The organism is Kiritimatiellia bacterium, assembly GCA_025054615.1.
Lineage (GTDB): Bacteria > Verrucomicrobiota > Kiritimatiellia > CAIVKH01 > CAIVKH01 > JANWZO01.
In genome coordinates this window covers 1-25641 of record JANWZO010000018.1, presented here as the reverse complement: position 1 = coordinate 25641, position 25641 = coordinate 1, and the positions used below count along the sequence as shown (strand labels likewise).

Genomic DNA, 25641 nt, shown 5'->3' with positions numbered 1-25641 from the left:
TTCCATCGCATGGAAATTCACAAGTGCGGTCGGATGTCGCGCGGGCTTGACGTGGAAAAACAGATTCATGGGCAGCGGATCGAAATTCATTTCTCGGTCAGATTCCATATGCCGTCCCAGTCGGCTCCGCGCAGCTCGCGCAGCTTCATTGAGTAGGCGCGCGCGACGGGGTCTTGAGGGATGGCCTCCATGAGGGTCAGCGCGTCCTGCCAGCGTTTCTCGACGACCGCCCGCAGTCCCGCCTCATAATCGGGAAGCCATGGCGGCAATCCGTTGCGGTCAAGCGCCATGGGCTCAAACACGCGCACCGGCCTCGCCCGGCCGACCACTCGAATGAGGCCCACCTCACGGCCAAACACCGAGTTATTTGCGGCGGTCCATGTGGATTCGGCCGCCAAGATGAACGTGCCGAAGGCCTTGTTTGCCCCTTCAAGGCGCGACGCGAGGTTCGCAGCGTCGCCCAGCATCGTGTAGTTGAATCGGTCTTGGGATCCCATGTTGCCGACCACCACTTCGCCAGTGTTCAGCCCGATGCGCATGCGAACGGGCATTCCCGCTGCCATCGCGGAAAAGAGGGCCTGTTTTTCGCGAAGCAGGGCCTGGCAACGGATCGCGGCGCGCAGGGCGCGCGCAGCGTGATCGGGCTGCGACAGCGGCGCATTCCAGAAGGCGACGATGGCGTCGCCGATGTATTTGTCGATGTATCCCCCCTCTTCCATGAGCACCCGTCCCATGTCGGTCAGGTAGGCATTCAGGAGATCGATGAGCTGCGGCGGCTCGAGTTTTTCGGAAAAGCTAGAAAATTTCTCCAGGTCCGAGAAAAACATCGTCAATTCGCGGCGTTCCCCGCCGAGCCGCAGCTTCGAGGGGTCAGCAATAATCTGGTCGATCACAGCTTCGCCAAGGTACTGCTTGAATGCAGATTTAATGAACCGTTTCTGGCGCCCCTCGGTGGCGTAGTTGAGAATCACGCCACCGACGAGGGCCGTCGCCGCCGCGGCTGTCGGAACCGCGACCGGCAGCCACCACCCCTCGGCATACGCGAGCGCGCCCAACACGGAGGGAATCGGCAAAAAGGCCGCAAAAATCACGGCGCTCTTCAGCCAGCCGCTCGCGGCAGCGATGGAGGCACCGGCGGCCGAGGCGAGAAACATCGAAAAGAAGACCACGGCGATAACCGGCACATCGCGCATCAGGTCGGCCTCAAGCAGGTTGTCCAGAAGCGTCGCGTGAATTTCCACTCCCGGATAGTCACCGCCCACCGGCGTCGGCTTGAGGTCTTTGAGCCCTGGCGCGCTCGCGCCGACGAACACGTAGGAATCGCGAAAAACCTCCGGATCAATCGTCGGCGACTCCCCCGCTTGCAAGCGCAGTTCGGACTGGATCACGGCCGCTGCGGAGTATGCCCGGTGGGTTCCGCTTGGCCCTCGGTATCGCAGGATGACCCGTCCCTTCCGATCGATCGGCATCCTTGTTTTTCCGGCATAAAGCGCCCGATCTTCGATTGCGAGCGGCTGAACATCGGCGCCGGCACGGCCAATCAGATAGGCGGCTAACCCCAGTGTCGGAACTATCCGCCCATCGAACAGTCGAAACGGAGCGATTCGACGAAACACGCCGTCCGAATCTGGATCAAGACGGACGGCCCCGAGAGCGGCAGCGTTGGTCCGGACGGGGCCGACAGGAAATGCCGCGCCCGGGTCTTGCAGCGCCGATCGGCGATCGGGCGTCAGCCAGGCGTCCAGACCCGCGATTTTCCACGGGGGTTCAGGCGTGTCTTCCGGCCAAACGCGCGTTTGCACGGCCTGCTCGCCCGAAAAGACGGCGACAATCGAACCGGGCACCGTTGCAAGGGTCTGACCGAACAGCTCATCGTCTTCCACGCCGTACATGGAAGGTTCGGTGTACAACATATCGAGGACCACGACGCGCGCGCCGGCGCGGCGGCAGAATTCTAGGATCGGAATGTACGCCTGGCGCATCCACGGCCACGAAAGCTGGTTTTCGGACGAAGCCCAGTCGAGGCTGGCCTGATCGATGAGGATCAGCTTAATTTGTTCGCTCGCCGGCGAGGGACGTGCCAATGCGCGGACGCGAATTCCCCACGATGAATGTTCCCAGTCATCAAGGAGACCTTGCCTGCCGGCAATCGAGAATGCGAGGCCCGCGAGCAAACCGATTGCAGCGCCAATCGAGATGCGAGCTTGCTTAGAGGCAGGCTGAAAATTCACGACTGGGGAGGGCCTTGGCGAACAAAAGGAACGAAGCGCGGCGGGCCCGGCGACTCTAGATCCCGCGCATGGCCTCTTCGAAGCGCTTCGTACGGGCGGCTTCCGCTGGCAGTCGGCGCGGAACGATCCGCTTTGAAACCTCCTGCGCGCGCTCAGAGGCTGGAGGATGCGTGCTGCCAAAGCCCGGGCCTCCGCGGACCACCTGCTGATCCATCCTCTGCAGCACTCGCGTCAACGCCGAGGGATCGTATCCGAGCCGATCGAGTATCGTCGCGGCAACGCGATCTGCCTCGTATTCCTGTTCGCGCGAATAGCCCTTGAGAACCAGTGTGTTGACCACGTCGGCGACACTCCCGCCGAAGATTTCGGTAAGCTTGTTGAGCTGATCCAGAGTTTGTACCGCCTCGTCGCTGCCGAATCGTCGAATCCCGACTTCGGCAAGCAAACTCAACGCTTCCAATTTTCGGGCGCCGCTGATGGCATTAACGCCATGCCGCAACTGGACATGGGCGACCTCATGCGCCAACACGGCCGCTAGCTCGTCTTCACTGCGGCACAAACGAAGCATGCCTCGCGTGACGAAAATGAAGCCTCCCGGCGCGGCAAACGCATTGATTTCATCAGAATCGAGGATGAGGAACGAATAGCCGCGGAAGGTCGTGGGCATATCCGAGGCAGCCGCACAAGCCTGTCCAACCAACCGCACATAACGCGAGGCGGCCTCGTTTTCATATGCTGGGTAGCGCTGCAGGATTGTGGCGCCAACCGCCCGTCCCAGATAGTACTCATTCTCCGGCGTGAAATCCTGAAACGTCCTCGACAGTGTTTCCCCCTGTTCGGGCGTGATGACGCCGGTGGCTACTCCCACTTCCGCGACGGTCGCGCAACCTGAGGAAAGGACGAGCCCGAGCATCAGGAGGGCCGGAATCATAAACCGAAGCGAACGGATTTGATTCACAGCAAACCTCCCTTCTTCAGAAAGGCCTCCACTTCGGAATCCGGCAAACGCGATGCCTCCATCCGATCAATGATTTCGTAGGCGGCTGAGAGATCCGGATTCTGGTTGCGATACTGCGACTCAACCTGTGGCGAGAACCCCTTTGCAGCAGCCGCCTGTTCGCGGGCTGTGGCTCCGGTTCGCGCGTCGGTCGTTCCGGCGGTAAGCGTGACGCGTTCGCGTTGGAATAGGGACTGATTCGCCCACCCCGAAATGCCTCCGGCGGAACGGACCTGCAGCCATCCGGGCTGACGCGCCAACACGATCACGGCTTCTCCATATGACAGCTTGCCGACGATGGGAGCAAAGGGGGCCGGATTCGCGCGCAGCGGCGCGGATTGCACGCCGATGTACAGGGTCTCCTGGGCCAGGGCGGTCGCGGCCCCAAGCGCAGATAAAAGAGCCATGACGATCGTTTTTTTCATCTGGCCTGTCCTCCTGATTGCAATAAATATTTGCCGATTAGACGACGTGCTGTCCAATCCTATTCAGTCGATGAAGGTTCGGCCGCCGGGTTGGCGCGAATTTCATTGAAGAGCGCAGCCAACGCTTTCGACCATCCCGCCTCGGGCGCTCGATCGGCCGCGGCCAGCGCACGCTCGATCGCCTCCAGGGCACGGGCGGTATCGCCCTGCCCATAGAAACTCCGAGCCGCGCGATAAAATCGATCGCCAGCCCGTTCGAACAATTTTGCTTCCGCATACGCAGAACCCGCCCGCAGTAAGGAATCCGCCATGTCCCTGTAGCGCCCGGCTTCTTGAAAAGCGGCCGCTTCCGTATCGAATTTTTCAGCGGCCAAGCCGGGGTTGCCTCCGAGGACGGCTAGACGCGCCTCCAGGCCAGCGATGCCCGCACGAAGCACAGGATCATCGGATGCGACGGAACGTGCGCGCCGCAGTGCCTTCTCCGCCTCGTCGCCCTGACCCGCATCCAACATGATATGTCCGAAGAGGAGCCAACCTTGCGCCTGGACATCACGAGGCGTATCGAGCTCGACGACGCGCTGTAGGACCGAAAGAGCTTCGTTCGTCCCACCGGCGGAGCGGAGCGCCCTGGCCTTTAGAAGCAGAATGGGGCCCGTGTCCTCGCGGATGGCGGCGAAGGCGGTTTCCGCTTCCTCCAAATAAGGCAGCGCCTCCGCCGGTTTGCCGGACATAAAGAGCGCCGCGGCCAAATTATACGCCTGTTTTCCGATTTCGGTGGCGTCGTCCAGCGCACGCGCGCGCTGAAGAGCGAGCCGATAGAATCGGGCGGCGCGGTCGAAGCTGTTCAGTGCATAGGCGGACCCGCCCGAGGTCGCCAATTGAACCAACAAGGGATCCGCAGGCGCAGGTCGCTTCGGTGGCGAGCCGCATCCCGCCGCAGCGAAAGCCAGCAAGGCCATCAGAGCGCAAATGAATCCGGACCGCATCAGGGCCCTCCCGCCCGATCTGGAGGGATCATGTCCGGAACGACCGTTGGAGGCACATACTTGCGGATCAACCAGTGCCGCTGAATGCCCTCAATGAGTCTTTCAGACTCCCGTAGAGTCTCCTGCGCCTGAACCACCGTGCCGGGGAGCGCGTCAACCTCCTGTTTTACGGTCGCCGCCATTGGCGGCAGGCGCGCAGTGGTTTCCTTGATGTCTTCGAGGATGGATCGAATGTCGGCGAGCATTGCCTCGATTTCCTGAGCGGTTTTTGGATCGCGCAATAGCTGGCCGGCCGTTCCCTCGCCCTCGGCCAGGCCGCGGGTGATGCGTTCAATGTTGGCCAGCGCTTGCATCAGCGGCTTCTCCGCGTCGCGCAGGTCCGCGGCGAGGCGTCTGTATTCCTCCAGCAGAGGCAGCACGGCATTCTGGACTTCCTTGAGAATCTCACGGGCAAGCTCCGTGATCTCCGTGTCGCGAATCGCCTGAAGAACCGCCTCTTCCCCCAAGGGAGCCCCGCGTCCCTGCGTGATTTCGACAAAAGCATCGCCGGCGATGCCGAATTTCTTCTTCACAATCGCTTTGGAGTCGGTGCGGATAAACCGGATGAATTCGCTTTTGATCTCTAACGTCGTGTACATTGATCCGTCATCCTGCACGCGGATTTTCCCGACCCGGCCGGCGGAGGCGCCTAAAATTTGCACATCCGCCCCTTGTTGAAGGCCCAACGAACCCTCCTCTGGGAACTCCAAACGAATTTCATAAATAGGCTCAAACCAGTCTTGGGCGCGGCCGGCAAGGATGATGCCCACCACCAGCGCGAGCGCGATGGCGATGACAAACCCGCCAACGATTTCGTTTACATATCGAAATTTGAACGGCTTACTCATCAAACGGGCGCTATGACTAATTTCTCCTGTTGAATCGCATATTTTCGGTCAGCCCGCAACGCGCAAGCATCCAGACGTTCATGTGAATCCGTGATCCACAGCACGGCAAGGCCGTGCTGTTCGCAGCGCCGCCGCACGGCGTCCACAAAGGGCGCCGCCTCCTCTGCGGGAAGATCTCGCACGGGCCGCTCCAACAGAAGTAGCCTCGGACTTCCCAAAAGGGCACGTATCCACTGCGCTTTGAGGAGAGTTTCGCGGTTCATCCGCGCCGGCCTTCCCTGCGGGATCATACCGACCTTCAATTCGGCGGCCAGCGCCTCGGCTTTCTCCATCAGGGCGCTGAACGTCTCGCGAGAATGGTAGCGGCCTGCCAGTGTGATGTTCTCGTCAAGGTCGAGGTTGCTGAGCCAGCCCGCCCTCTCGAACACACGCCCAATGCGACCGCGCGCCGTGGCGGCCAGGTCCGGAGATCGCTCGCGCCAGTCCTTCTCCTCGAAGAGGACCCGCCCTTCTGCCGGCTCGATCAGCCCTTCTGCCGCGTCCGCGAGCGGTGTGAGCGCGACGCCCACGGGCAGTTCCACGAGAGCGATCTCTCCCTCCCGAATTTCGATCGACACCCCGCTGAGCCCGCAATCGTAAGGTGGCTCTTTCGGAAAGGTCACCTCTTGGATCTCGAGAATCGCGCTCATAGGTAGGTCGCGAGCGATACGACCGCCGACGTGAGGAACAAGGTCGCTGTGGAACGGACCACCGCGCGCGTGGCCGCTTGCGGAACCTCCGTAAATGCCTGCCCAACGCTTAATCCCTCCGAGCAGCAGATTGCGCCGGTCAAGAGGCCAGGAACCACTGATTTTAGAATCAGGTTCACCACATCCGCAGGAGTGATGGCGCTGAATACACTCCGAATGAACAGGTTGGGATAGCCGGTGTTCGCGCCGAGTAGAAGTCCCGCGAGAAACCCGCTGGCGAACGAGACCGCGATGAAAATGATAGTCAGACAAAAAATGGAAATGGCCGCCCCCAGCACGCGCGGCATGACAAGGTAGATGAACGGGTCCAGCCCCTGTGCGTCCAGCAGTTGCACCTCGCCATTCACCTTCATATTCGCCAACTCGGTCGTCATAGCGGTTCCACTTCGCCCGATGACCACAAAATTGGTGAGGAGCGGTCCCGCCTCCCGGATAAGGACCATCACCAAGATGGGACCGAGCAGGCCCGACTGCCCGAGTTTTGACAGCGCAAGCTGCGCTTGCAGAACCACGGCCAACCCGACCAAAATCGCGATCATCGACACAAAGCGTATCGCTTCAAACCCTGTAAAAAGAATCTGCCTCGCCAGCACATCGCGGACCGGCTGTGGCCAATATCGGGGCCTTAAAGCCGCGGCGATCGCGGCGACCGCAATAGAGACCACGTGGGCCCACCGGTTGAAGCGGCCTACGATGGACTCGCCGAATGTACGAAGCCACATGGCCTGCACTATGGTGCGGGTCAGGCTGTCGCGCAACGATTATCCGGCGCGGCGTCGGGCGAAATGAGTCAGGACCGTAACAGCCAGAACGAAGGGTCCAGGACTCGGCCCTTCCGAACTGGAACTATGGCGAATCCGTCCGGACCCTCGCAGCCGAGGCTTGGAAAAGCGGACTAGAAGGTGTACTGCGCGGCGAGCACTAGTTGGCGCCCCGGTTCGTTCAAGCCTGATCCATGGATGCGGTAGTCCTCGTCCGAAACGTTTTCGAGCGCGAGCGTCACGGACAATCCACTTGCGAACGAATAGCCGCCTCGCAAGTGGCCGACCACGTAGCCGGGCGTCCCATCCGGCGGAATGCGCTGCGTGTCGCGTTTATCGCCCGATGACAATCGATCGGCTTTCTCCGCCGCTTCAACTTCCGCTTCCGCCCAGAATGACTGACCGACCGGCTGCCAACGAAGGGCGAGGCGCCCTGTCAGAGGCATGACGCGGCTCAGCGGTTCGCGCACAATCACAGGTTCTGATGTCGGATACCCATCCGCCTCCCCTTCCATCCATGTCGCCATGCCGCGAATTCGCCAGTCTTCGCCCAGGAGCGTCTCGCCGAGCAGTTCGATGCCGTGGACGTACCCCTCGCTCGAATTTTTCTTTGTAACCTCCATCAAGCCGTCCACGATCTCGCCGGTCGGCGTGCGCACAATCAGGTCTTCGATCCATGTGTGGAAATAAGCGATTCCTGCTTTCCACCGGTCAGTCGCCCGCCTCCACCCTGCGTCAGCGGTGATAAAGCGCTCCGGCTTCAAGTCGTCCACGGGTGTTTCGATTTCCTTGCTTCGAGCGGAATCGAGCCGCGTCAGGTCGGAGAGATTGGGTGCGCGGAATCCCTGGGAGATGCCGGCATAAACATTGTGGGAGCGATCCTCACTGAATGGGATCAGCGCCCGCAAGGAGCCGACGACCGCATCCCAGTTGCCGGAAATTCCATCGGGCCGCTTGTCTACCTTCTCCGCATCGAGATGCGCATGGGTGTAGCGCACCCCGGGAGTGATTTCGATTCCTGCGGTACCGTTCAGCGTGTTTTGGACGAAAGCTCCCAGCAGGTCATAGGTCGCGTTATCCGCAACAGGGCCCTGTTTCCCCCTCACCGGCGCGGCGCCCGGATCGATGCGGATCGAATAGGAATTCACAAGATCGCGATAAACATCGGCTCCATACACCCAACGGCCGATGGCGCTTTCGCTCTCAAGCGTCAGGGCTGCACCCCAGGTTTCCACGTCGAAGCCCTGAAATTCTCTCCGCCCATTCCCTCTCAGACGATCGAGGTCTTCACCCTGTTTGTGGCGCGAAAGGGTCAATGTGTAGGCGTCAACCGCGCCGTCTCTTTCCGAGTGAGCCAGGCGCAAATAGGTCAGCGTGCGATCCTGATCAAAGACATGCCGGAGATCATCGCCTTTGACCGTGCCCTCCCACTCGATTCCATAGATGGTGCGATGGGTTCGCCAGGCATCGTCCTGAGTCAGATGTTGATGGCCGAGCGTCAGCGAGGCGCCGTTTTGCCAGAAGTAGCTGGCTCGAGCATCCCATGCCATTTCGTTGTACCCGGTTTCCGGCTGTTTGCCGACTTCTCGCCCCCCGCGGAGATCATCAAACGTTTTCCATGAGTATCCAGCACGAAGACCGAACGACTCTGTAAGGCGCGCGCCTGTCTGGAAACGGGCCTGGTGGGACTGATCTGCTGTGGCGCCGCGATATTTTACGGTGTGTTCCCAATCGGCCCTCCCATCCCAATCCGGAACATCCGGGGGAATTGCGTTCATGGCTCCGCCGATCGCATCACTTCCGTACAGCACGGAGGCGGGGCCCAGAACGACCTCATAGCGATCCACGGAAAAAGGGTCGATGGTCGCCCAATATTGGTTGGGCCCTTCACGAAATACGCTGTTGTTGAGGCGAATGCCGTCGATTAATCCGAGGGTCCGGAAGCCGGTGAAGCCCCTCAGATACGGCGAACCTTGGCCGTATGCCGTCTTTTGGACCATGACCGATGGGACGCGACGGAGCGCCTCCGGCGTTGTACGAGGCGCAAGGTCGGACAGATCGTCGGAGGTTATTGTGTATACGCTAGCGGGAGCCTCCGCGGCCGGAACCGGAGTTCGGAGTGGCGTCACAACAATCTCCGGAAGCTCCACAGTTTCGGCGCTCGCGCCGAGCGGCAGGGAAACGATCGCAGCCAGAATCATTCTACGTTGGATCAGTTGTTTCATTTGCTACTCCGATCTGCTTTCTCTAGTGGTTTATTCAACTCTCACATCGATTCGAATTTTGGTGCCCGCCGCCTGAACGGGCGGTGAAGCGGCCGCAAGTACGACCCGTTCGACAGCCTCGCGCACCCAACGGACACGCGGATCTTCAGATTCGGTAGGCGGCGCCAAGGGGATAAGTTTGTCCTCCAGCGCTAGGATTCGGACCGTGATGCTCGTGGATCCATCGATTGGGCGCAACCTCAGCAGCTCGCGCTCCAGTCTCGCCCGAATCTTCATCCAAAACGTCTGCGCGACGGAATCGATATGCCTCTCCGTTTCCGAGGGCAAGGAATCAACTAGCGGCTGCGAATCCGCAAAGGGATCCGACTGCAGAGGATTCAGATCGTACGCCAGCTCGGATGGAGCCGGCTCCATGATGAACTCTTCAAAAGGTTCCATCGCCATGTCAGGAGGTTCCCAGGGCTGCATCTGAAATTCTGCGATCTCCTGCAGTTCCAAGGCTTCAACGTCTCGCAAGAAAACTTCGACTTCTCGTTGTGGGTAATCCGCCGTCGGCGCGGTCCTTGGCGCATGCAATACAAGGACCAGGATCAATGAGTGAAGGCCGGTGGAGATGGCCACCGATCGCACAGTTGGCAGAATGGACTGGTCCAGGCGAGTCATCTACAGCCTTAAACGGCGCATCGCAATGCGGAGTTCATCCTCAAGCAATTTTTCCGATTGATGACGAGAACACATCGCAGGTATCCCTTGGACCATGTCTGATGAGCGCGCGAGCCCGGATTCCCAGGAGGATTGGGCGCTACTCTTTGAATCGGCTCGCGGAAATGACGACGCCTTCGCTCGGCTCGTGGAGCGTCACCAGCAAAAGTTGCTGAACTTTTTCCTCCGCTCCGGCGCTAAACATCATGCGGAGGATCTCGTGCAAGAGACGTTTTTGAGACTGTACCGCCATCGCAAACGGGCAAAGCCTCTCGCCCGTTTCACTACCTATCTTCACACGCTCGGCCACCACGTCTGGTTGGATCACGTTCGCCGGCAGTCTCGCTTCGCGCGCCTATTGATGCGCGCCGCACCTGAATTCAATGAAATCGACTGTGCCTCGGCGAATCGGCCTCCGGTTTCCATGGATGCCGATTCGCTTCTTGGACTGCTTTCACCCGACCATCGGGAAGCCGTCGTGCTCGTCGTTTATCAGGGCATGGCGTATCACGAGGCGGCTGAAATCCTGGGTGTGCCAGTGGGGACCGTTAAGTCGCGCGTATCCATCGCTCTAAGCCGAATCCGAGCGGCACTGCGCGCGACACATCGGGGGGAGAAGCTCCATGGCTCGTGACGCCTCATCGAAGTCTGAAGCCCGAAACGCTTCGGATACAGTCTCCGAACTGGAGTGCGAGTTCGGCGATGTTCTGGCGTCGCTTCGCCGCCACCCTGCCGCGCCCACGCCCGATCTCGCGCCGCGAATTCTTGCCCGAATTCGCGCCCGACGGATATTCCAGCGGTCAATCGCCGTTTGCCTTCCTCTGGCCGTGCTTTCCGCACTGCTGGTGATTTGGGATATTCGGTACTCTCAAACCGTTGAGATCGCGTCGGCTTCCGACGCCTTCGCGCCGGTCAAGAGTCAGCGTGATTCCGACCGTTCGCCGACGACGTCCAACACGGCCGTACCACTAGATGCTCAGTTGGACAGGGCCCGATCCTGGCTGCTGCGACATCAGGACCCGAACGGGGGCTGGTCATTGGGTCGCACCGGCGCGTCGGCCAACTATGCCGTGGGAACCAGCGCACTGGCGCTAATGGCCCTGATGACAGGGCACCAGACCGACGAAATCCGGGGCGCAATCTTGAAAGGTCTAGCTTTTCTCGCTTCCTCTCAGTCGCCAGATGGGTTGTTCGGGCCTCAGATTACCGGATCGATCTATAATCACGCCCTTGCCTGTCTTGCCCTGCTTAGGGCCCGAGGCGAACTCGCAGTTGGCAGCGACGTCGATCGAGCATTGCGCCGCGGCGTGGATCTGCTTGTGCGTAACCAGCACGCCGACGGTGGCTGGTCTTATTTACGTTCGGGAGCGTCGCCGAACAGCAGCGTAACCGTTTGGGCTCTTCAGGTTCTCATGGAAGCGGAAGCCGCCCATCTCGGCGACTTTCGCAGATCTATCGAACAAGGGTTTGCGTGGCTTGAATCCACCATCGGTCCTGACGGCCGTGTGGGATACCGCCGCGATGGGGATCATCCGAATGGGCCTGAAACGCTGACCGCAGCCGCAGCCCTTTGCTTCTTCGAGCGGGATCCCCATGTTGATGAACGTCTCGCCCGCATGCTGGACCACGTCCGTCGCGACGCCCTTGATTCGGCGAAGCCGATGGACCTGTATCGGGCCTTCTTCCAGACCGCCCTCCTCCGCGCGGAATCACCGAATGACTCTGAACTCCTCAACCTAACTTCGCGGATCCGGGCCGCTCAGGTGGCGGAAGGTCAAGAGGCCGGAAGCTGGCCCCCGTTGGACCGCTGGTCTGTGGCCGGCGGTCGAGTCTACAGCACCGCCATGGCCATTTTGGCCTTGTACGGTCGTTAGCTGTACGCCTGCGCGATCATCGATACGCTGCCGGATCGTACCCCAGAATGGGCGCCAGCCATCGCTCGACATCTGCAATCGTCCGCCCGCTGCGGCGGGCATAATCTTCTACCTGGTCGCGGCCGATTCGCCCAATCCCGAAATAGGTCGATGACGGATGAGAAAAGTAATATCCGCTGACCGATGCACCGGGAACCATGGCATACGACTCGGTCAGCCGGATCCCCGCCTTCTGCGGCGCCTGCAGCAGGTCGAACAAAGGTCCCTTTTCCGTGTGGTCTGGGCAGGCCGGGTAACCGGGTGCGGGCCGAATCCCGCGGTATTTCTCGCGGATCAGATCCTCGTTGGAAAGGTTCTCCTCGGGCGCATAGCCCCAGAATTCTCGGCGAACTCGTTCATGCAGATGCTCAGCAAACGCCTCCGCAAGCCGGTCGGCGAGCGCCTTCAACAGAATCGCCGAATAATCATCATGAGCGCTTTCAAAACGCCTCAGAGGCTCCTCGATTCCATGACCCGCAGTGACCGCGAAAAGACCGAGATAATCCGCAATCCCTGTTTCTTTCGGCGCGATGAAATCCGCGAGGCAGAGATTCGGACGGTCGGTGGATTTTTTCATCTGCTGGCGGAGGAAGCGAAATGTGTGGATGACCTGGGAGCGCGTTTCATCCGCGTAAATCTCCACATCATCACCCACACGCGCCGCAGGCCAGAATCCACAAACCGCGTCCGCCCGCAGCCATCGTTCATCGATGATCCGCTCCAGCATTTTCTGCGCGTCGGAAAAGAGCTTTTGGGCTTCCGGCCCGATTTTGGGGTCATCCAGGATGTCCGGATACAGCCCGTTGAGCTGCCAGGTCGCAAAAAAGGGGGTCCAGTCGATCCGGTCCACAAGACGTTCCAGCGGATAATCGGGGAGCTCGCGGACGCCTAGAAACGACGGACGCGGCGGGAGGTATTCCGTCCAGTCGATTCGAAATGCGTTTTCTCGGGCCGCTGAGAGGGACAGAAGCGTGTCCGATCCCGACCGCAATAGTTGTTGTTCCCGGATCTGCTCATATTCGCGCCTCACTTCGGACACGTAGCTTGACCGCCGTTCTCGGCTCAGCAGCGCACTCACGACATTGACGACCCGCGATGCATCCGGCACGTAGACAACGGGATGGTCATAGCGCGGCGCGATTTTGACGGCCGTATGAACCTTCGAGGTAGTCGCGCCGCCGATCAACAGCGGCACATCAAAAGCCTCCCTCTGCATTTCTTCGGCCACATGCACCATTTCGTCCAGCGAAGGGGTGATCAGCCCGCTCAACCCGATAATGTCGCACCGCTGTTCCCGCGCGACCGATAGAATGCGCTCGCAGGGCTGCATCACGCCCAGATCGATGACCTCGTAGTTGTTGCACTGCAAAACGACGCCCACGATGTTTTTTCCGATGTCATGTACGTCTCCTTTGACGGTCGCGAGAAGTATTCGGCCCTTGGGGGCGCCGCTGCCGGCCCGTTTCATTTCCTCGAAATACGGTTCAAGATAGGCGACAGCCTTCTTCATCACACGCGCGCTTTTGACCACCTGGGGCAGAAACATTCGGCCCGTGCCAAACAGATCCCCCACCACAGTCATTCCGGCCATCAAGGGCCCCTCAATGACCGCAAGCGGCGATTTATATTTTTGTCGGGCCTCCTCGGTATCCTGTTCGATAAAATCCGTGATGCCCTTGACCAGCGCATATTCAAGCCGCTTCTCGACCGGCCATGACCTCCACTCCTGACGAGCTGCCTCGGTCTCCCTCCCCCCACCCGAAACGCTCATGCGTCCCGCATAGTCGAGCAGCCGCTCCGTCGCGTCCGGCCGCCGATTCAGAATCAGGTCCTCGACCAGTTCGCGCAGCTCAGGATCCAATTCGTCATAAACGGCAAGTTGCCCCGCATTGACAATGCCCATGTCGAGCCCAGCGCGTATCGCGTGGTAGAGAAAGACCGAGTGCATCGCCTCACGGATCTTGTCCTTGCCGCGGAACGAAAACGAAAGGTTGCTGATGCCACCACTGCAGCGGGCGTATGGACATTGCGCCTTGATTTGCCGAACCGCCTCTATGAAGTCGACCGCGTAGGTGGCATGCTCCGGAAGGCCGGTGCCGACGGGAAACACGTTCGGATCAAAAATAATGTCTTCCGGCGGGAATCCGGCCTTTTCGGTCAACAATCTGTACGCGCGGACACAGATCTCAACCCGCCGCGGAAGAGTGTCCGCCTGGCCCTTCTCGTCGAAGGCCATGACGATGACGGCCGCACCGTATTTCCGGATTTTTCGGGCCTGCTCGAGAAAAACCGCTTCGCCCTCCTTGAGCGAAATGGAATTCACCACGCATTTGCCCTGTACGCATTTCAAACCGGCCTCGATCACCGCGAATTTCGAGGAATCGATCATGACAGGCACACGCGCTATGGCCGGCTCTGCCATCGCCAGGTTTAGAAAGCGCTGCATGGCGGAAACGGCGTCGAGCATGCCCTCATCCATGTTGACGTCGATAAGCTGGGCGCCGTTCTCGACCTGCTGCAGCGCGATCGCGAGGGCCTCGTCGTATTTCTCCTCCTTGATCAGTCGGAGAAACTGGCGCGACCCGGTCACATTGGTCCGTTCGCCGACGTTGATGAACGGAATTTCTGGGCGTGCGACAAACGGCTCCAGACCGCTCAGGCGCAACGTCCGCTCGACGATCGGCGGCTTGCGAGGGGGAAGGCCGCGCACGGCTTCTGCAAAGGCGCGAATGTGGTCCGGCGTGGTCCCGCAACAGCCGCCGACGATGTTGACCAGTCCGTTTTCGGCGAAATCGCGAATGTGCTTGGCCATCATCTCCGGCGTCTCGTCATAACCGCCAAACGCATTCGGCAGCCCGGCATTCGGATACGCGCTCACATAGCATGGGGCGATCCTCGCCAGTTCCGCGAGATATGGCCGCATCTCCTTCGCGCCGAGAGCGCAATTCAATCCGATGCTCAACGGCTCCGCGTGCATGACCGAATACCAGAACGCCTCCGCTGTCTGGCCCGTGAGCGTCCGGCCGCTCGCATCGGTGATCGTGCCGGATATCATGATCGGAAGCCGGATTCCCGTCTCTTCGAAATGCCGCAAAATCGCGTATATCGCCGCCTTGGCATTGAGCGTGTCAAAAATGGTTTCCACCAGAAGAATATCCGCGCCGCCGTCCACCAACCCTCGGACGGATTCCGAATAAGCAGCCACCAACTGGTCAAAGGTGATGTTCCGGTATCCGGGATTGTTGACGTCCGGGGAAATGGATGCGGTTCGGTTTGTAGGACCAATGGCGCCGGCGACATAACGCGCGTGGCCGGAATCACTCAGCTCGAACTCGTCTGCGATCCGACGCGCCAGCCGGGCCGCTTCAAAATTAAGCTCATACGCGAGGTGCTCCAGTTTGTAGTCGGCCTGCGAAATTGCCTGCGCGTTGAAGGTATTGGTCTCGATGATGTCGGCTCCCGCTTCGAGATAGCGACGATGGATTTCGCCGATCACGGAAGGCTGGGTTAGGACCAGGAGGTCGTTATTCCCCTTGAGGTCATGAGGGTGATCTTTGAATCGATCGCCTCGATACTCTTCCTCCCGAAGCTTGAACTGCTGAATCATGGTGCCCATCGCGCCGTCGATGAGCAAAATCCGCTCGTTCAACAGCTTCGGAAGTTCCGCAATCCGCTGAGATCGGCGATCCATATTTATTACTTTATCCGGATAAATGAATAGATCAAGCAATCCTTGCAGGAGGTCGATGGGCCCTTCTTTCGGATTCGCCGTTGCATCCGCCCACACGCCTGCCATAAATCGCGGTATGGATCGACCTATCATCGGGATTCTCGGCGGCGGGCAACTGGCAAAAATGATGGCCCAGGCTGCCTATCGGCTGGGTTGCATCGTCCGCGTGCTGGAGCGCAAACCGACACATCCCCCTCTTCTTGGCTGGGAGTCCGAATCCGGAGACTGGAATGACCCGGACACGTTGATCCGCTTTGCCGCACGCGTCGACGTGATCACCGTGGAAAATGAATTTATAAATGCCGATGCACTCGCAGAACTGGAAGCCGAGGGTCATCGCCTCTATCCTCCGTCGGACTGCCTCGCGCGCGTCCAGGACAAACTGACTCAAAAACAGACTCTTCAACAAGTGGGACTCCCGATTCCGACCTTCTTACCGGTCCAATCGCCCGAGGACGTGCTGGACGCAGCCTCCCACCTTGGCTGGCCAATAGTCCTGAAGCGGCGCACTCTCGGTTACGATGGCAAGGGGAATGCCACCCTGAACACCCCGGCGGATCTCCCCATGGCATGGGCCCGATTGGGCGGCGACTCCAGCCCCCTCTTTGTGGAACAATTTTGCCAATTCCAAAAAGAAATCGCCGTGATGGTCACGCGCTCCCCCGATGGAACGCTCGCGACCTATCCAGTCGTTGATACCGTACAGCGGGACCATATCTGCCACACGGTGACCGCCCCGGCGGACCTATCTCCGTCGAAGGCGGCAGAGGCGGCGCGGCTCGCTACTGCCGCCGTGGAAGCTATTGGCGGTATCGGAAGCGTCGGAGTCGAAATGTTTTACATGCCCGATGGCCGTATTCTCATCAATGAACTCGCGCCGCGGGTTCACAACTCGGGCCACTATACGATCGAGGCCTGCTACTGTTCGCAGTTCGAGAATCATATCCGCGCCATTTTGGGCTGGCCGCTCGGCTCCACAAGCATGAGTGTGCCCGCTGCGGCGATGGTTAATTTGCTCGGCGCAGGCGATGGTCCCGGCTGGCCTTCTGGCCTGGTGGAGGCCTTAGCCGTGCCGGGAGTCTATGTCCACATCTATGGCAAAGACCGCAGCGCAAAAGGCCGGAAAATGGGACATGTGACTGCGCTCGGCGCTGATCCTCACGCGGCGCTGGCCACGGCCCTTCGTGCGGCCTCTCAGATTCGGTTCGGATGACGGGTGCGGAGCAGCGTCGCGGAGGAACTCGAATGGATCACATTAAACCGGTTGTCGGAATCATCATGGGTAGCGATTCGGACCTGCCCACCATGCAAAAGGCTGCAGAGGTCCTAGACGAATTCGGCGTTCCCTACGAAATGAAGATCGTCTCAGCGCACCGAACTCCGGATGACATGTCGAGATATGCCAAATCGGCGGCTCGACGCGGCCTGAAGGTCATCATCGCCGGAGCCGGCGGGGCGGCGCATCTGCCCGGGATGACAGCCAGCCACACCACCCTTCCGGTGATCGGCGTGCCGATTGAATCGAAAGCCCTCAAGGGACTCGATTCGCTACTATCAATCGCGCAGATGCCCGCCGGTGTGCCCGTCGCAACAGTGGCCATCGGGAACGGTCGGAATGCGGGTCTCCTAGCGGTGTCGATCCTCGCCGCGTTTGATGAGCCCCTTTCGAAGAAGCTTGCGGCTTTCAAGCGCAGGATGGCAGCCGAGTCTCGCGCGAAGAACCTGCGGCTCAGCGCTTCATCAGCCAGTTCCGAACGTAGTCCCTGACACCCTCTTCGAGGGATGTTATGGGCGCGGAATAACCGGCGCGGCGCAATTTCGAAATGTCCGCCTCAGTCCGATATTGATATTTACCGCGCAGCGATTCCGGCATGTCAATAAATTCAATCGCCGGTTCCCGGTCCATCGCGGCAAAGACGGCCCTCGCGAGGTCGAGCCACGTGCGCGCCACGCCGGTGCCGACGTTGAAAAGGCCGTTGACCCCGGGGTTTTCTGCAAACCACAGGCTGACAGCCACGGCATCGCGCACATAAATAAAATCGCGAACCTGCTCCCCATCCCTGTAGGCCGGATGGTAGGACCTAAAGAGGCGAACAACGCCGTCGTGCATGATCTGGCTGTAGGCTTTGCTGACGACGGATCTCATATCCCCTTTGTGCTCCTCGCGCGGACCATAGACGTTGAAAAACTTCAGCCCTACGATCCGGCGGAGCGCGCCACTCCGCAAGGCCCACAGATCAAACAGATGCTTGGAGTAGCCATACATGTTCAATGGACGAAGCGTTGGCGTCACCGCGTCGTCATCGGAGTAGCCGAGGGATCCGTCTCCGTAGGTTGCGCCGCTGGAGGCATAGATGAAACGGGCGCCGGTCTTCAGGCACCAGTCGCACAGTTCGCGGGTGAACCGGTAGTTGTTGTCGATGAGGTATGAGGCGTCCTTTTCCGTGGTCGAGCTGCAGGCGCCCATGTGAAAGACCGTCCGCACCGGCGGCAGGGCGCCGGCCAGAAGCGCGCGGCGGAACTCGGGCGCCTCGAGATAATCCTCGAAGAAAAGGCCGACGAGATTCTTCCATTTCTCATCGCGCCCCAGAAGATCAACCACAAGGATCTTGTCCTCCCCGCGCGCGTTCAGCGCGGCCACTATATTGCTGCCGATGAAGCCGGCGCCGCCGGTGACAATAACGCTTGCGCTCATATCCGATAGGCCCCGAGTATGCGTTTGATGACGTTGGACGTCGAGCGGCCCTTCAGCATGCGAGCGAGCACGACCCGGCCGCCCGCCTGCTCGACGATCTCGCGCCCGCTGACGTAGTGCGCCCAGTCCGCGCCCTTCACCAGTACGTCGGGAACCAGCTCGCCGATCAGGCGCTTCGGCTCATCTTCGCCAAAAATCACCACATAGTCGACACACTGTAGAGCGGCCAGCACGCGGGCGCGATCGCGCTGAGGGTTGATTGGCCGGAGCTCGCCCTTGTATCGCCTGACCGAGGCATCCGAATTCAATCCCACACACAGTGCATCGCCCTGGGACCGCGCGAATTCGAGGTAGGTGACGTGGCCGGCATGAAGGATGTCAAAGGTGCCGTTCGTGAAGACGAGGGTTTTGCCCTCCGCGCGGAGCCGGGCGCGCTCCCGCCTCATTTGGGCGCGCGTGAGGATTTTGCGACGGGTATCGATTGATTCGGCCACGCGTTCTCCCTGTTACATATGCGAGATGACAGCGTCACCGAACTCCGAGCACTTGATTTCCACGGCCCCCTCCATCAGCCGCGCAAAATCATATGTGACGCGCCGAGCGCCGATCGCCCCGTCCATCCCCTTGAGGATCCGGTCGGCGGCCTCCTTCCACCCCATGTAGCGCAACATCATCTCGCCGGAAAGGATCACGGAGCCCGGATTGACCCGGTCCTGGTTGGCATACTTTGGCGCCGTGCCATGCGTGGCCTCGAAGATCGCATGACCGCTTTCGTAATTGATGTTCCCGCCTGGCGCGATGCCGATGCCGCCCACCTGCGCGGCAAGCGCGTCGGAAAGGTAGTCGCCGTTGAGGTTCATGGTCGCAATCACATCGAAATCCGTCGCTCGCGTGAGCGTCTGCTGGAAACAGATGTCCGCGATAACATCCTTGACTACGATGCCGTTGGGCAACTTGCACCAAGGCCCGCCGTCAATCTCGACCGCGCCGAATTCGCGTTTCGCGAGCTCATATCCCCATTTCATGAACGCACCCTCGGTGTGCTTCATGATGTTACCCTTGTGCACGAGAGTCACGCTCTTGCGGCCATTCTCGATCGCGTAGCGTATTGCGGCGCGGATCAGTCGTTCCGAGCCTTCCCGCGAAACGGGCTTGATGCTGAATCCGGAAGACTCAGGGAAACGAATTTTCTCATACTCCTTCGGAAAGGACTGCCTCAAAAGCTCCCTGAATTTCCGGTTTTCCTCCGATCCCGCCTCGAACTCGATGCCCGTGTAGATGTCCTCAGTGTTTTCCCGAAAGATCACCATGTCGACATCCTGCGGCCGCTTGACCGGCGAAGGGACCCCGTTGAACCAGCGCACCGGCCGCAAGCAGACGTAGAGGTCCAAGAGTTTTCGCAAGGCGACATTGAGCGAACGGATCCCCCCGCCCACAGGCGTCGTCAACGGTCCTTTGATGCCGACAAGAAATTCCTTGAACGCGTCGACGGTCTCGTCGAGCAGCCACGTGTTGAAGCGCTGGAAGCACTTTTCACCGGCGAAAACCTCCATCCAGACGATTTTCCGAGATCCCCCATACGCCTTTTCGACAGCGGCATCGAGGACCCGGACCGCCGCGCGCCAGATATCGGGGCCGGTGCCATCTCCCTCGATGTAGGGAATGATCGGGCGGTCGGGAACGATCAACTTTCCATTCGGACCCATCGTGATTTTGCTGCCACCCGCCGGAATTTGAATGTGCGTGTATGCCATCAGGACCTCCAAAGATGACGAACGCCCCCCTTTTTTGCGAAATTTCCATCGTCTGTAAAAACTTTTCCGAAAAGTTCCATGCTCTGGAAAAATTCTTTTTTAGTTTTCCATGCTCTGTAAAAACACCAGCATGGATCTCTGGATTCCGCCAGAGCACGAGCGGCTCATCCTCCCTTTGCTGCGGCAGAATCTTGCGCGTCTGACTCTTCAAGAGCTTTCCAAAATTTTCCCGTTTGACCCGGCAACGGCGGCCCTCCGAGCAGCGCGGCATGGAGCCGCACTCGACGCCGCACGGCGATTCTCGAAAGCCCTCTCTAGCTGCGGGATTCGGCATTTTTTCCTGAAGGGACCGATTCTTCAGGAGCTCCTGTACAAAGATCGCGCCACTCGGCCGTATTCAGACCTCGATGTTTGGGTCGAGCGGACTCGTTTGCCGGATGCTCTGAATGTTGCCCGGGAATGCGGATGGGAGCCGCCCCCGCGAATGCCAATCCATCACTTTCATGCCGTATGTCGGCCAGTCGGTGCGCCTCTGCCCCTCGAACTGCACGTGCGGTGGGTGGATCAGGCGAATTTTTACCGGCTTCCGGACGATGCAGGAATTGAGCGACTTGTGGATGGTGAAGCAGGGCTTCCCCGCTTGTCGGCAACCGACCTGCTGCTTTATCTCTGCGTGCACGCGCAGAAGCATGGATTTCTGAATGAAACCGCCCTCGAAATGCGGTTGCCGGACGAATGGTTCCTATCGCCGGAAAGCGGGAACCGGCTCGTCTGGTGGCTGGATATTGCCCTGCTGCTAGAACAGGACGAAGAGGCGATTGATTGGATTCGTTGTCGGGAGCAGATCGCTGCTTGGAATCTTGCAAGGCCCGTCATAGTCGCCCTGCGACTGGTCGAACGTTTCTTGCCGGAGAGCCGGGCTGGCGCTGCATCAGATGCCCTCCGGCTGGAACTTGTCCCGTCCGGCGGGTCTAACCGTTGGCTTCGAAAAATGGCGATCCGAACACCTCGTTGGCTGCAACCCACATCCTCGGTATGGCGTCCGGCACGTTTGGTGGATTTGCCCGCTCTTTTCTTTCCATCAAAGGACGAGCTGGCGCGTTTCCTTGGAAAGGACGAGGTCTCCATGGCGGACCGGCTTGCACATCCCTGGAGGATGGCACGGCGCATTACGGGGCTTTGAGCGAAAGCAAGCGCGGTCGCCGCGACGCCCACGATCCTCGCGCGTTAATAGACCAATTCGACGCGAACGACCGCCGATGTTTCCGCCGGGCCTGCCGGATGCACGGCCGAATTGGAAGCCGCCACGATTTCAGGCGCCACCGCCAACCAGCTTGACGGCGGCGAGGTGGCGCGAGTGATTCGATACAAGCCCTCCGGCTGAGTGGTCCAGCTAATATGGAGCCAGTTGGTAACCACCTGAATCTGCGTGATGCGCAATTGAGAGGTCGAATCGCCGGGATGCGTGCCAGCGAGCCACTCGGCCGAATCCGGCATACCATCCCCATCCGCATCGCCGGACGCGGATGCATTCGTAAGGGATGCGAAATGGGCAAGCTCCCAGCCGTCGGGAAGGCCGTCGGCATCCGCATCAGTAAAAGAACGCGAGTACGCGATGGAGTAGCTTCCGGTGGTGAACTCCGCAAGGCTGCCGATGCGGAGATAGCATCGACGCGCCACGGTTGTGCTGATGACGGTGACTGTAACCGGAAGCCCGGCGGCGGTGTTGGTATAACTGAGAATGGCGACCCCTGACGGCGCCAGGAGGTCGACCTCGACATCCCAGATGCTGCCTGTCGACACGGTGATTGAATTTGTCGTGTACGGGAGGGCGGTCCAGCGAAACACATCTCGGTCGTGGCGCGGATTAATCGCCCGGACCACCGTGCCGGTATGGAGCGCTTCCGCCGCACCGGCCGTGTCTCCAACATCATCCGCAATTGCCAATCGCGCCAAGGCCGAAAAGACAGCAAACGCACCGCAGAGTACCCGCCGGCCAGAGCCGTTCTGTCCCCGAGCGCTGATCACGGTTTCACCACCTGGGCGGGATCGCCCAAGATATGGTAAAAAAGGTGTTCTTCCGAATCCGGCGAGAAAAGGGTGAGTTCAAGCATCCCGCGGTCGACCATGTCGCCCAGCCTCTTGCGGGGCGCTGCGTTTGTAAGATGTTTGAAGAAGCCATCAGCAAGCCGCTTGGCGGCCTCCTGGACGCTGAGAGCAGAGGGGCCGAAAAAGGCGGAGGCGCCGCGTTGTGGACGTCGCAAAAAGATCTCAGCCATGGAATCCAGGCGCGGGTTGGCGAAGTCGCCGTTGTCGCAGGTGAACACGCTAACGACTGGCCACACCGAGTTGTTGAGTTGCTGAACGTGCGTGGTGCTGAACGCGCCGGCGTTCCAGAGCGTCGGAGAGCCGTGGCCGAAATAGCTGACCGAGAAAACGGGACCTGTCCCGGGAACCGCGTTGATAGTGTTGGTGATCATCGCTCGTGTGACCGCCGAGTTGCTTCCCTCATACGCGCGCCAAACGGTTGGAACGCCCGCATGGAGGAGATTGGTGACGACGAAAGTGTCGCTTGCGGTTTGGAAATCTTCCGGAAAGGGCTTGTTGAGGTCAGCAACGGCGAGCGCCTGGAATCGCCAGGAACTACCTGTCGGAGAATTCTCGAAACCGATGATACGGGCCACGGCGGCAGTTACGTTCGCATGATTGGTCGCCGGAAGGCGCCCGATTTGAATATCGCGTAGCAGGTCCGCTCCATTCACGCAGGCGAACGCACCGTCCTGGGCGCAGCGGTCAAACGGGGCGGGCAACATCCAGACCGGCACCAGATCGATGGGGTTCGGAAGGCCAAGGTAATTCTTAGGGTCAAAAGACCCATCGCCAACCAGGAGCGCGTATTTCGGGGGAGCGGCCCAATGATGAAAGGCATACCCCAGAAATTGTTTGATCGCACGGGCGTCTTTGATGCCGTAGCTGAACTCGTTGTACACGCCATCTATCGGCACAAGCAAGGTCCGCAGCCCGTCGCGGGACCGATGCCTCGCAAGGGCGTAAGCTCCGGTGGCGAGCGAGGGGTGCGCGATGATCAGGTAGTTGGCGGTTCGATGGGTGTCGCCAAGATTTTGAAAATACACCGGTTGGGAGATGGCCACATCCTCTATAGCATGAGGAGCGGCCACCCAGTAGCGGTTGCTGCCGGACGCGGCGTCCGACCACACAACAGACCCCGTAACGCCCACTCCCGTCAGCAGGTAATTGGTAAGGATGACGGGTTCCGCGGGATTAGAGACATCCAGCAGCCAAGGCATATGATTGGTGTTCCAACCGATGATTCGATACGTATTGGAACCGGCGACACCAAAAAGGCCCAGAGCGCCGTCGAAGGGTCGATTGCTCGCCTCATATGTGAACGAAAACCAGTCAAGCCAGGCTTGGTGTGGGCCGGCATAAATCTGCTCGAAACGAAGCGTATTGACGCCGTCATTCAGTACATGTGCGGGAACGTATAGATTGGTGAGATATAGATTGGCCCCCGAATGCCGGGCTGTATGGACCCAAACGTCATTGATCGAAATCCGGGTGTCATTAGAGGTGGCCGTGCGGCCCCAGAACGCAAAAGTAACGAGCGCGGTTGACGCGAGGATCCGGGCGGGTGTTGACGCAGTGACGGTCGTGTAGGGCGTATTGGTAAGCAGATAGGCCATCCAATGGTCGAAGGAGGGATCTTGGGGACGATAGGACGGGACAAACAACCGGTTCTCGTCTGTAATCACGGTGCGCCAATGCGAGGTTCGTTCGGGCCAGCCATGTTGGGGGGCGACATTTCGGCTCAACATCCGCAGACCCGAACCGCCGACCGCCAGCCAATAAACATTGGTCGAAGTCCATTCGTTGATGTGGGGGCGCCCGAAAAAGACAGCATGATCATTCGTGGTCCATGGACCCGAACTTGATACAGCCAGAGCAATTTCCTGGGTGCGGCAGAACAGGCGCAGCTGTGAACCAATCGGGTTCGTGATTCCGGCGGCAGCGAGCGCGGAGTAGGAAATACGAAACAAACCTTCCCGCGAAACTTCAATTCGCCGGTCTGCCGACCAATCGGCTCCCGCCCGCCGGACCGCGAATTCCTGGGGCGATCCATTTGTCATGGGAGGCAAAAGGTTATCGCCCCGCGCGACCGACATCATTCCAAGGAACAGGAGCGTGGCGAATCCTGCAAGGAGACGACGAGCCCATGGGTCATGGCAAAGGTTCGAGAACCCACTCAACTGTATTCTTCGTGCAACAGCCATTCTCAATTCGGCGATTCCCACAACACTTCGTATTCGAGAAGACGATTCACGATTATGATACCCCTGACGGGATTGTACTGATGGGGATAAAATTCAATTCGAGCCCACCACTGGGTCCCTTGGGCCAGCAGACGAATAGACAGCGGCGAGACGGGCCAGAAGGAATCTGTACGATAAACGGATCCGACGAGCGAAATTTCGTTTTCAGCTAGCGCCGATGGTTCTTCTTCCGCGCTGCGAGGAATCCGAGGCGGGACGGGTTGCACTGGAGGAGCATTGGTTTCGCTAATTAGTCCTCTAATCAATTGCAATTTGGGTCGGCACAAGCCCGGAAGAGGAATCAGCCGGGCAAAAAACGGTAATCGGGGCCGACCAGGTTCGGCCGGATAGAATATCTGATCGGAGAGCCCATCAGGACTGTCCGCGGAGAGGCCCGATCGGTGCGTGGGCGCTTGAGCGATAATTTTCGTTATGTCGCCACATTTCGCGGGCCCCTCCGCAATGAGAATTTGACAAAACCCCAAAGCTGCCGACGAAACCCAGAATCCGATACACGCGAGAAATGCGCTACGGCGCACGGATCTCTGAAATTTCGCGTATTGCATCAACTTGAATCGCCAGGCAATCGGCTGAATGCTCCACGAAGTACGACAGGTAAATGCCCAATTGCCCGGGGATTTCAAGAGATGCGTAGTCGAACAGGACCAGTGGCGCCCAAGGATCTGAAATATCCAGCACAATGGTCCCGGACTTGTTGAAGCCCATCAGCAAATATCGCTGCCAATCGGCGGTCACCTCAAAAGGAAGAGTGCCGTCAGTTCTAACCACACCAGTCCAAAGGGCGCCGTCCGGTTGAGGCGCCGCGTAGGCCCATCCCATCCGTTTCGGATTTTCTTTCAACACGATTTCAGCGGTCGTTCGCTCCTCCGATGTTTCAGGAAGGAAGAACAGGATGGAATCCCCGGGTTGCAGTGTTTCTTCTGATGGGATAAGCAGTAGCGCGGCTTCATTCGTTCCCACTTTAATGGCAAGGCGGTTTGCATCAATTTGTCCAAGCCCGGACTTCGCCAGCGAATTCGCACTAATCCTGTAAAGGCCGGCTGACACGGCATCGACTTCGAATCGAGCGAGTACAGTCTCCGAATCTTCCTCTTCTTTCACCTCTTCCACAGCAAACGGACCGTGGTATTCGCTTCGGAAGCTCCAACTGACATCCTCAAGCCAGTAGAACAACTCCCCATCGCCTGCGCTGGAATCAAGCCATTCGTAGGAGGCTCCATCTCCGGTACCTTGT

20 protein-coding genes and 1 pseudogene are annotated in these 25641 nt (G+C 59.5%); 5 read left to right on the top strand and 16 right to left on the bottom strand.

The window, feature by feature from the left end:
* Positions 1–86: 86 nt before the first annotated feature.
* The 9 genes from NZ740_08650 to NZ740_08610 form a co-directional block, all read right to left on the bottom strand.
* Positions 87–2231, bottom strand: coding sequence for an adenylate/guanylate cyclase domain-containing protein (locus NZ740_08650; protein MCS6772077.1), 2145 nt, complete (start codon positions 2229–2231; stop codon positions 87–89).
* Positions 2232–2286: 55 nt separating this feature from the next.
* Positions 2287–3189 (bottom strand): M48 family metalloprotease, encoded by a 903-nt coding sequence (locus tag NZ740_08645; GenBank protein MCS6772076.1) that lies wholly within the window; start codon positions 3187–3189, stop codon positions 2287–2289.
* Positions 3186–3653, bottom strand: coding sequence for an SH3 domain-containing protein (locus tag NZ740_08640; protein MCS6772075.1), 468 nt, complete (start codon positions 3651–3653; stop codon positions 3186–3188). Before NZ740_08640 ends, NZ740_08645 begins: the two co-directional genes overlap by 4 nt.
* Positions 3654–3712: 59 nt before the next feature.
* Positions 3713–4639 (bottom strand): tetratricopeptide repeat protein, encoded by a 927-nt coding sequence (locus NZ740_08635; protein ID MCS6772074.1) that lies wholly within the window; start codon positions 4637–4639, stop codon positions 3713–3715.
* Positions 4639–5526 carry an MlaD family protein gene (locus NZ740_08630; GenBank protein MCS6772073.1) on the bottom strand — a complete coding sequence of 296 codons (888 nt, stop codon included), beginning with the start codon at positions 5524–5526 and terminating at the stop codon, positions 4639–4641. Before NZ740_08630 ends, NZ740_08635 begins: the two co-directional genes overlap by 1 nt.
* On the bottom strand, positions 5526–6215 hold the full coding sequence (locus NZ740_08625) for a hypothetical protein (protein ID MCS6772072.1): 690 nt from the start codon (positions 6213–6215) through the stop codon (positions 5526–5528). Before NZ740_08625 ends, NZ740_08630 begins: the two co-directional genes overlap by 1 nt.
* Entirely contained in the window at positions 6212–6997 is a 786-nt protein-coding gene (locus NZ740_08620; protein MCS6772071.1) for an ABC transporter permease, read from the bottom strand. The genes NZ740_08625 and NZ740_08620 overlap by 4 nt, the downstream gene beginning before the upstream one ends.
* Positions 6998–7170: 173 nt before the next feature.
* Positions 7171–9261 (bottom strand): TonB-dependent receptor, encoded by a 2091-nt coding sequence (locus tag NZ740_08615; GenBank protein MCS6772070.1) that lies wholly within the window; start codon positions 9259–9261, stop codon positions 7171–7173.
* A 30-nt stretch (positions 9262–9291) separates the two neighbouring features.
* Positions 9292–9924, bottom strand: coding sequence for a hypothetical protein (locus NZ740_08610; protein ID MCS6772069.1), 633 nt, complete (start codon positions 9922–9924; stop codon positions 9292–9294).
* Between the two features lie 94 nt (positions 9925–10018).
* On the opposite strand from NZ740_08610, the gene NZ740_08605 reads away from it, so the two are divergent.
* Complete coding sequence (locus NZ740_08605; GenBank protein ID MCS6772068.1) at positions 10019–10597, top strand: RNA polymerase sigma factor; 579 nt, start codon at positions 10019–10021, stop codon at positions 10595–10597.
* Positions 10587–11837 (top strand): hypothetical protein, encoded by a 1251-nt coding sequence (locus NZ740_08600; GenBank protein MCS6772067.1) that lies wholly within the window; start codon positions 10587–10589, stop codon positions 11835–11837. Before NZ740_08605 ends, NZ740_08600 begins: the two co-directional genes overlap by 11 nt.
* Before the next feature lie 16 nt (positions 11838–11853).
* On the opposite strand, the gene metH is transcribed toward NZ740_08600, so the two are convergent.
* On the bottom strand, positions 11854–15567 hold the full coding sequence (gene metH / locus NZ740_08595; protein MCS6772066.1) for a methionine synthase: 3714 nt from the start codon (positions 15565–15567) through the stop codon (positions 11854–11856).
* Between the two features lie 115 nt (positions 15568–15682).
* On the opposite strand from metH, the gene NZ740_08590 reads away from it, so the two are divergent.
* Complete coding sequence (locus NZ740_08590; GenBank protein MCS6772065.1) at positions 15683–16819, top strand: 5-(carboxyamino)imidazole ribonucleotide synthase; 1137 nt, start codon at positions 15683–15685, stop codon at positions 16817–16819.
* Positions 16820–16851: 32 nt separating this feature from the next.
* The gene (purE, locus tag NZ740_08585) at positions 16852–17373 is read left to right on the top strand and encodes a 5-(carboxyamino)imidazole ribonucleotide mutase (GenBank protein ID MCS6772064.1); all 522 of its coding nucleotides are present in this window, start codon (positions 16852–16854) and stop codon (positions 17371–17373) included.
* On the opposite strand, the gene rfaD is transcribed toward purE, so the two are convergent.
* The 3 genes and pseudogenes from rfaD to icd form a co-directional block, all read right to left on the bottom strand.
* Positions 17336–18301, bottom strand: coding sequence for an ADP-glyceromanno-heptose 6-epimerase (rfaD, locus tag NZ740_08580; GenBank protein MCS6772063.1), 966 nt, complete (start codon positions 18299–18301; stop codon positions 17336–17338). The two genes, purE and rfaD, sit on opposite strands and share 38 nt — an antisense overlap.
* Positions 18298–18738 (bottom strand): annotated as a pseudogene (rfaE2, locus tag NZ740_08575) (D-glycero-beta-D-manno-heptose 1-phosphate adenylyltransferase). Before rfaE2 ends, rfaD begins: the two are co-directional and overlap by 4 nt.
* A 69-nt stretch (positions 18739–18807) precedes the next feature.
* Complete coding sequence (gene icd, locus NZ740_08570) at positions 18808–20055, bottom strand: NADP-dependent isocitrate dehydrogenase (GenBank protein MCS6772062.1); 1248 nt, start codon at positions 20053–20055, stop codon at positions 18808–18810.
* Positions 20056–20185: 130 nt separating this feature from the next.
* Between icd and NZ740_08565 the strand changes: the two genes are divergently transcribed.
* Positions 20186–21238 carry a nucleotidyltransferase family protein gene (locus NZ740_08565; GenBank protein ID MCS6772061.1) on the top strand — a complete coding sequence of 351 codons (1053 nt, stop codon included), beginning with the start codon at positions 20186–20188 and terminating at the stop codon, positions 21236–21238.
* Positions 21239–21282: 44 nt separating this feature from the next.
* Here the strand turns inward: NZ740_08565 and NZ740_08560 are convergent, their stop codons facing one another.
* The 3 genes from NZ740_08560 to NZ740_08550 all read right to left on the bottom strand — a co-directional run.
* Entirely contained in the window at positions 21283–22083 is an 801-nt protein-coding gene (locus NZ740_08560; protein MCS6772060.1) for a hypothetical protein, read from the bottom strand.
* Positions 22080–24203 (bottom strand): C25 family cysteine peptidase, encoded by a 2124-nt coding sequence (locus NZ740_08555; protein MCS6772059.1) that lies wholly within the window; start codon positions 24201–24203, stop codon positions 22080–22082. Before NZ740_08555 ends, NZ740_08560 begins: the two co-directional genes overlap by 4 nt.
* Positions 24204–24914: 711 nt before the next feature.
* The coding region (locus NZ740_08550; GenBank protein ID MCS6772058.1) for a hypothetical protein at positions 24915–25641 on the bottom strand (727 nt) is incomplete at its 5' end.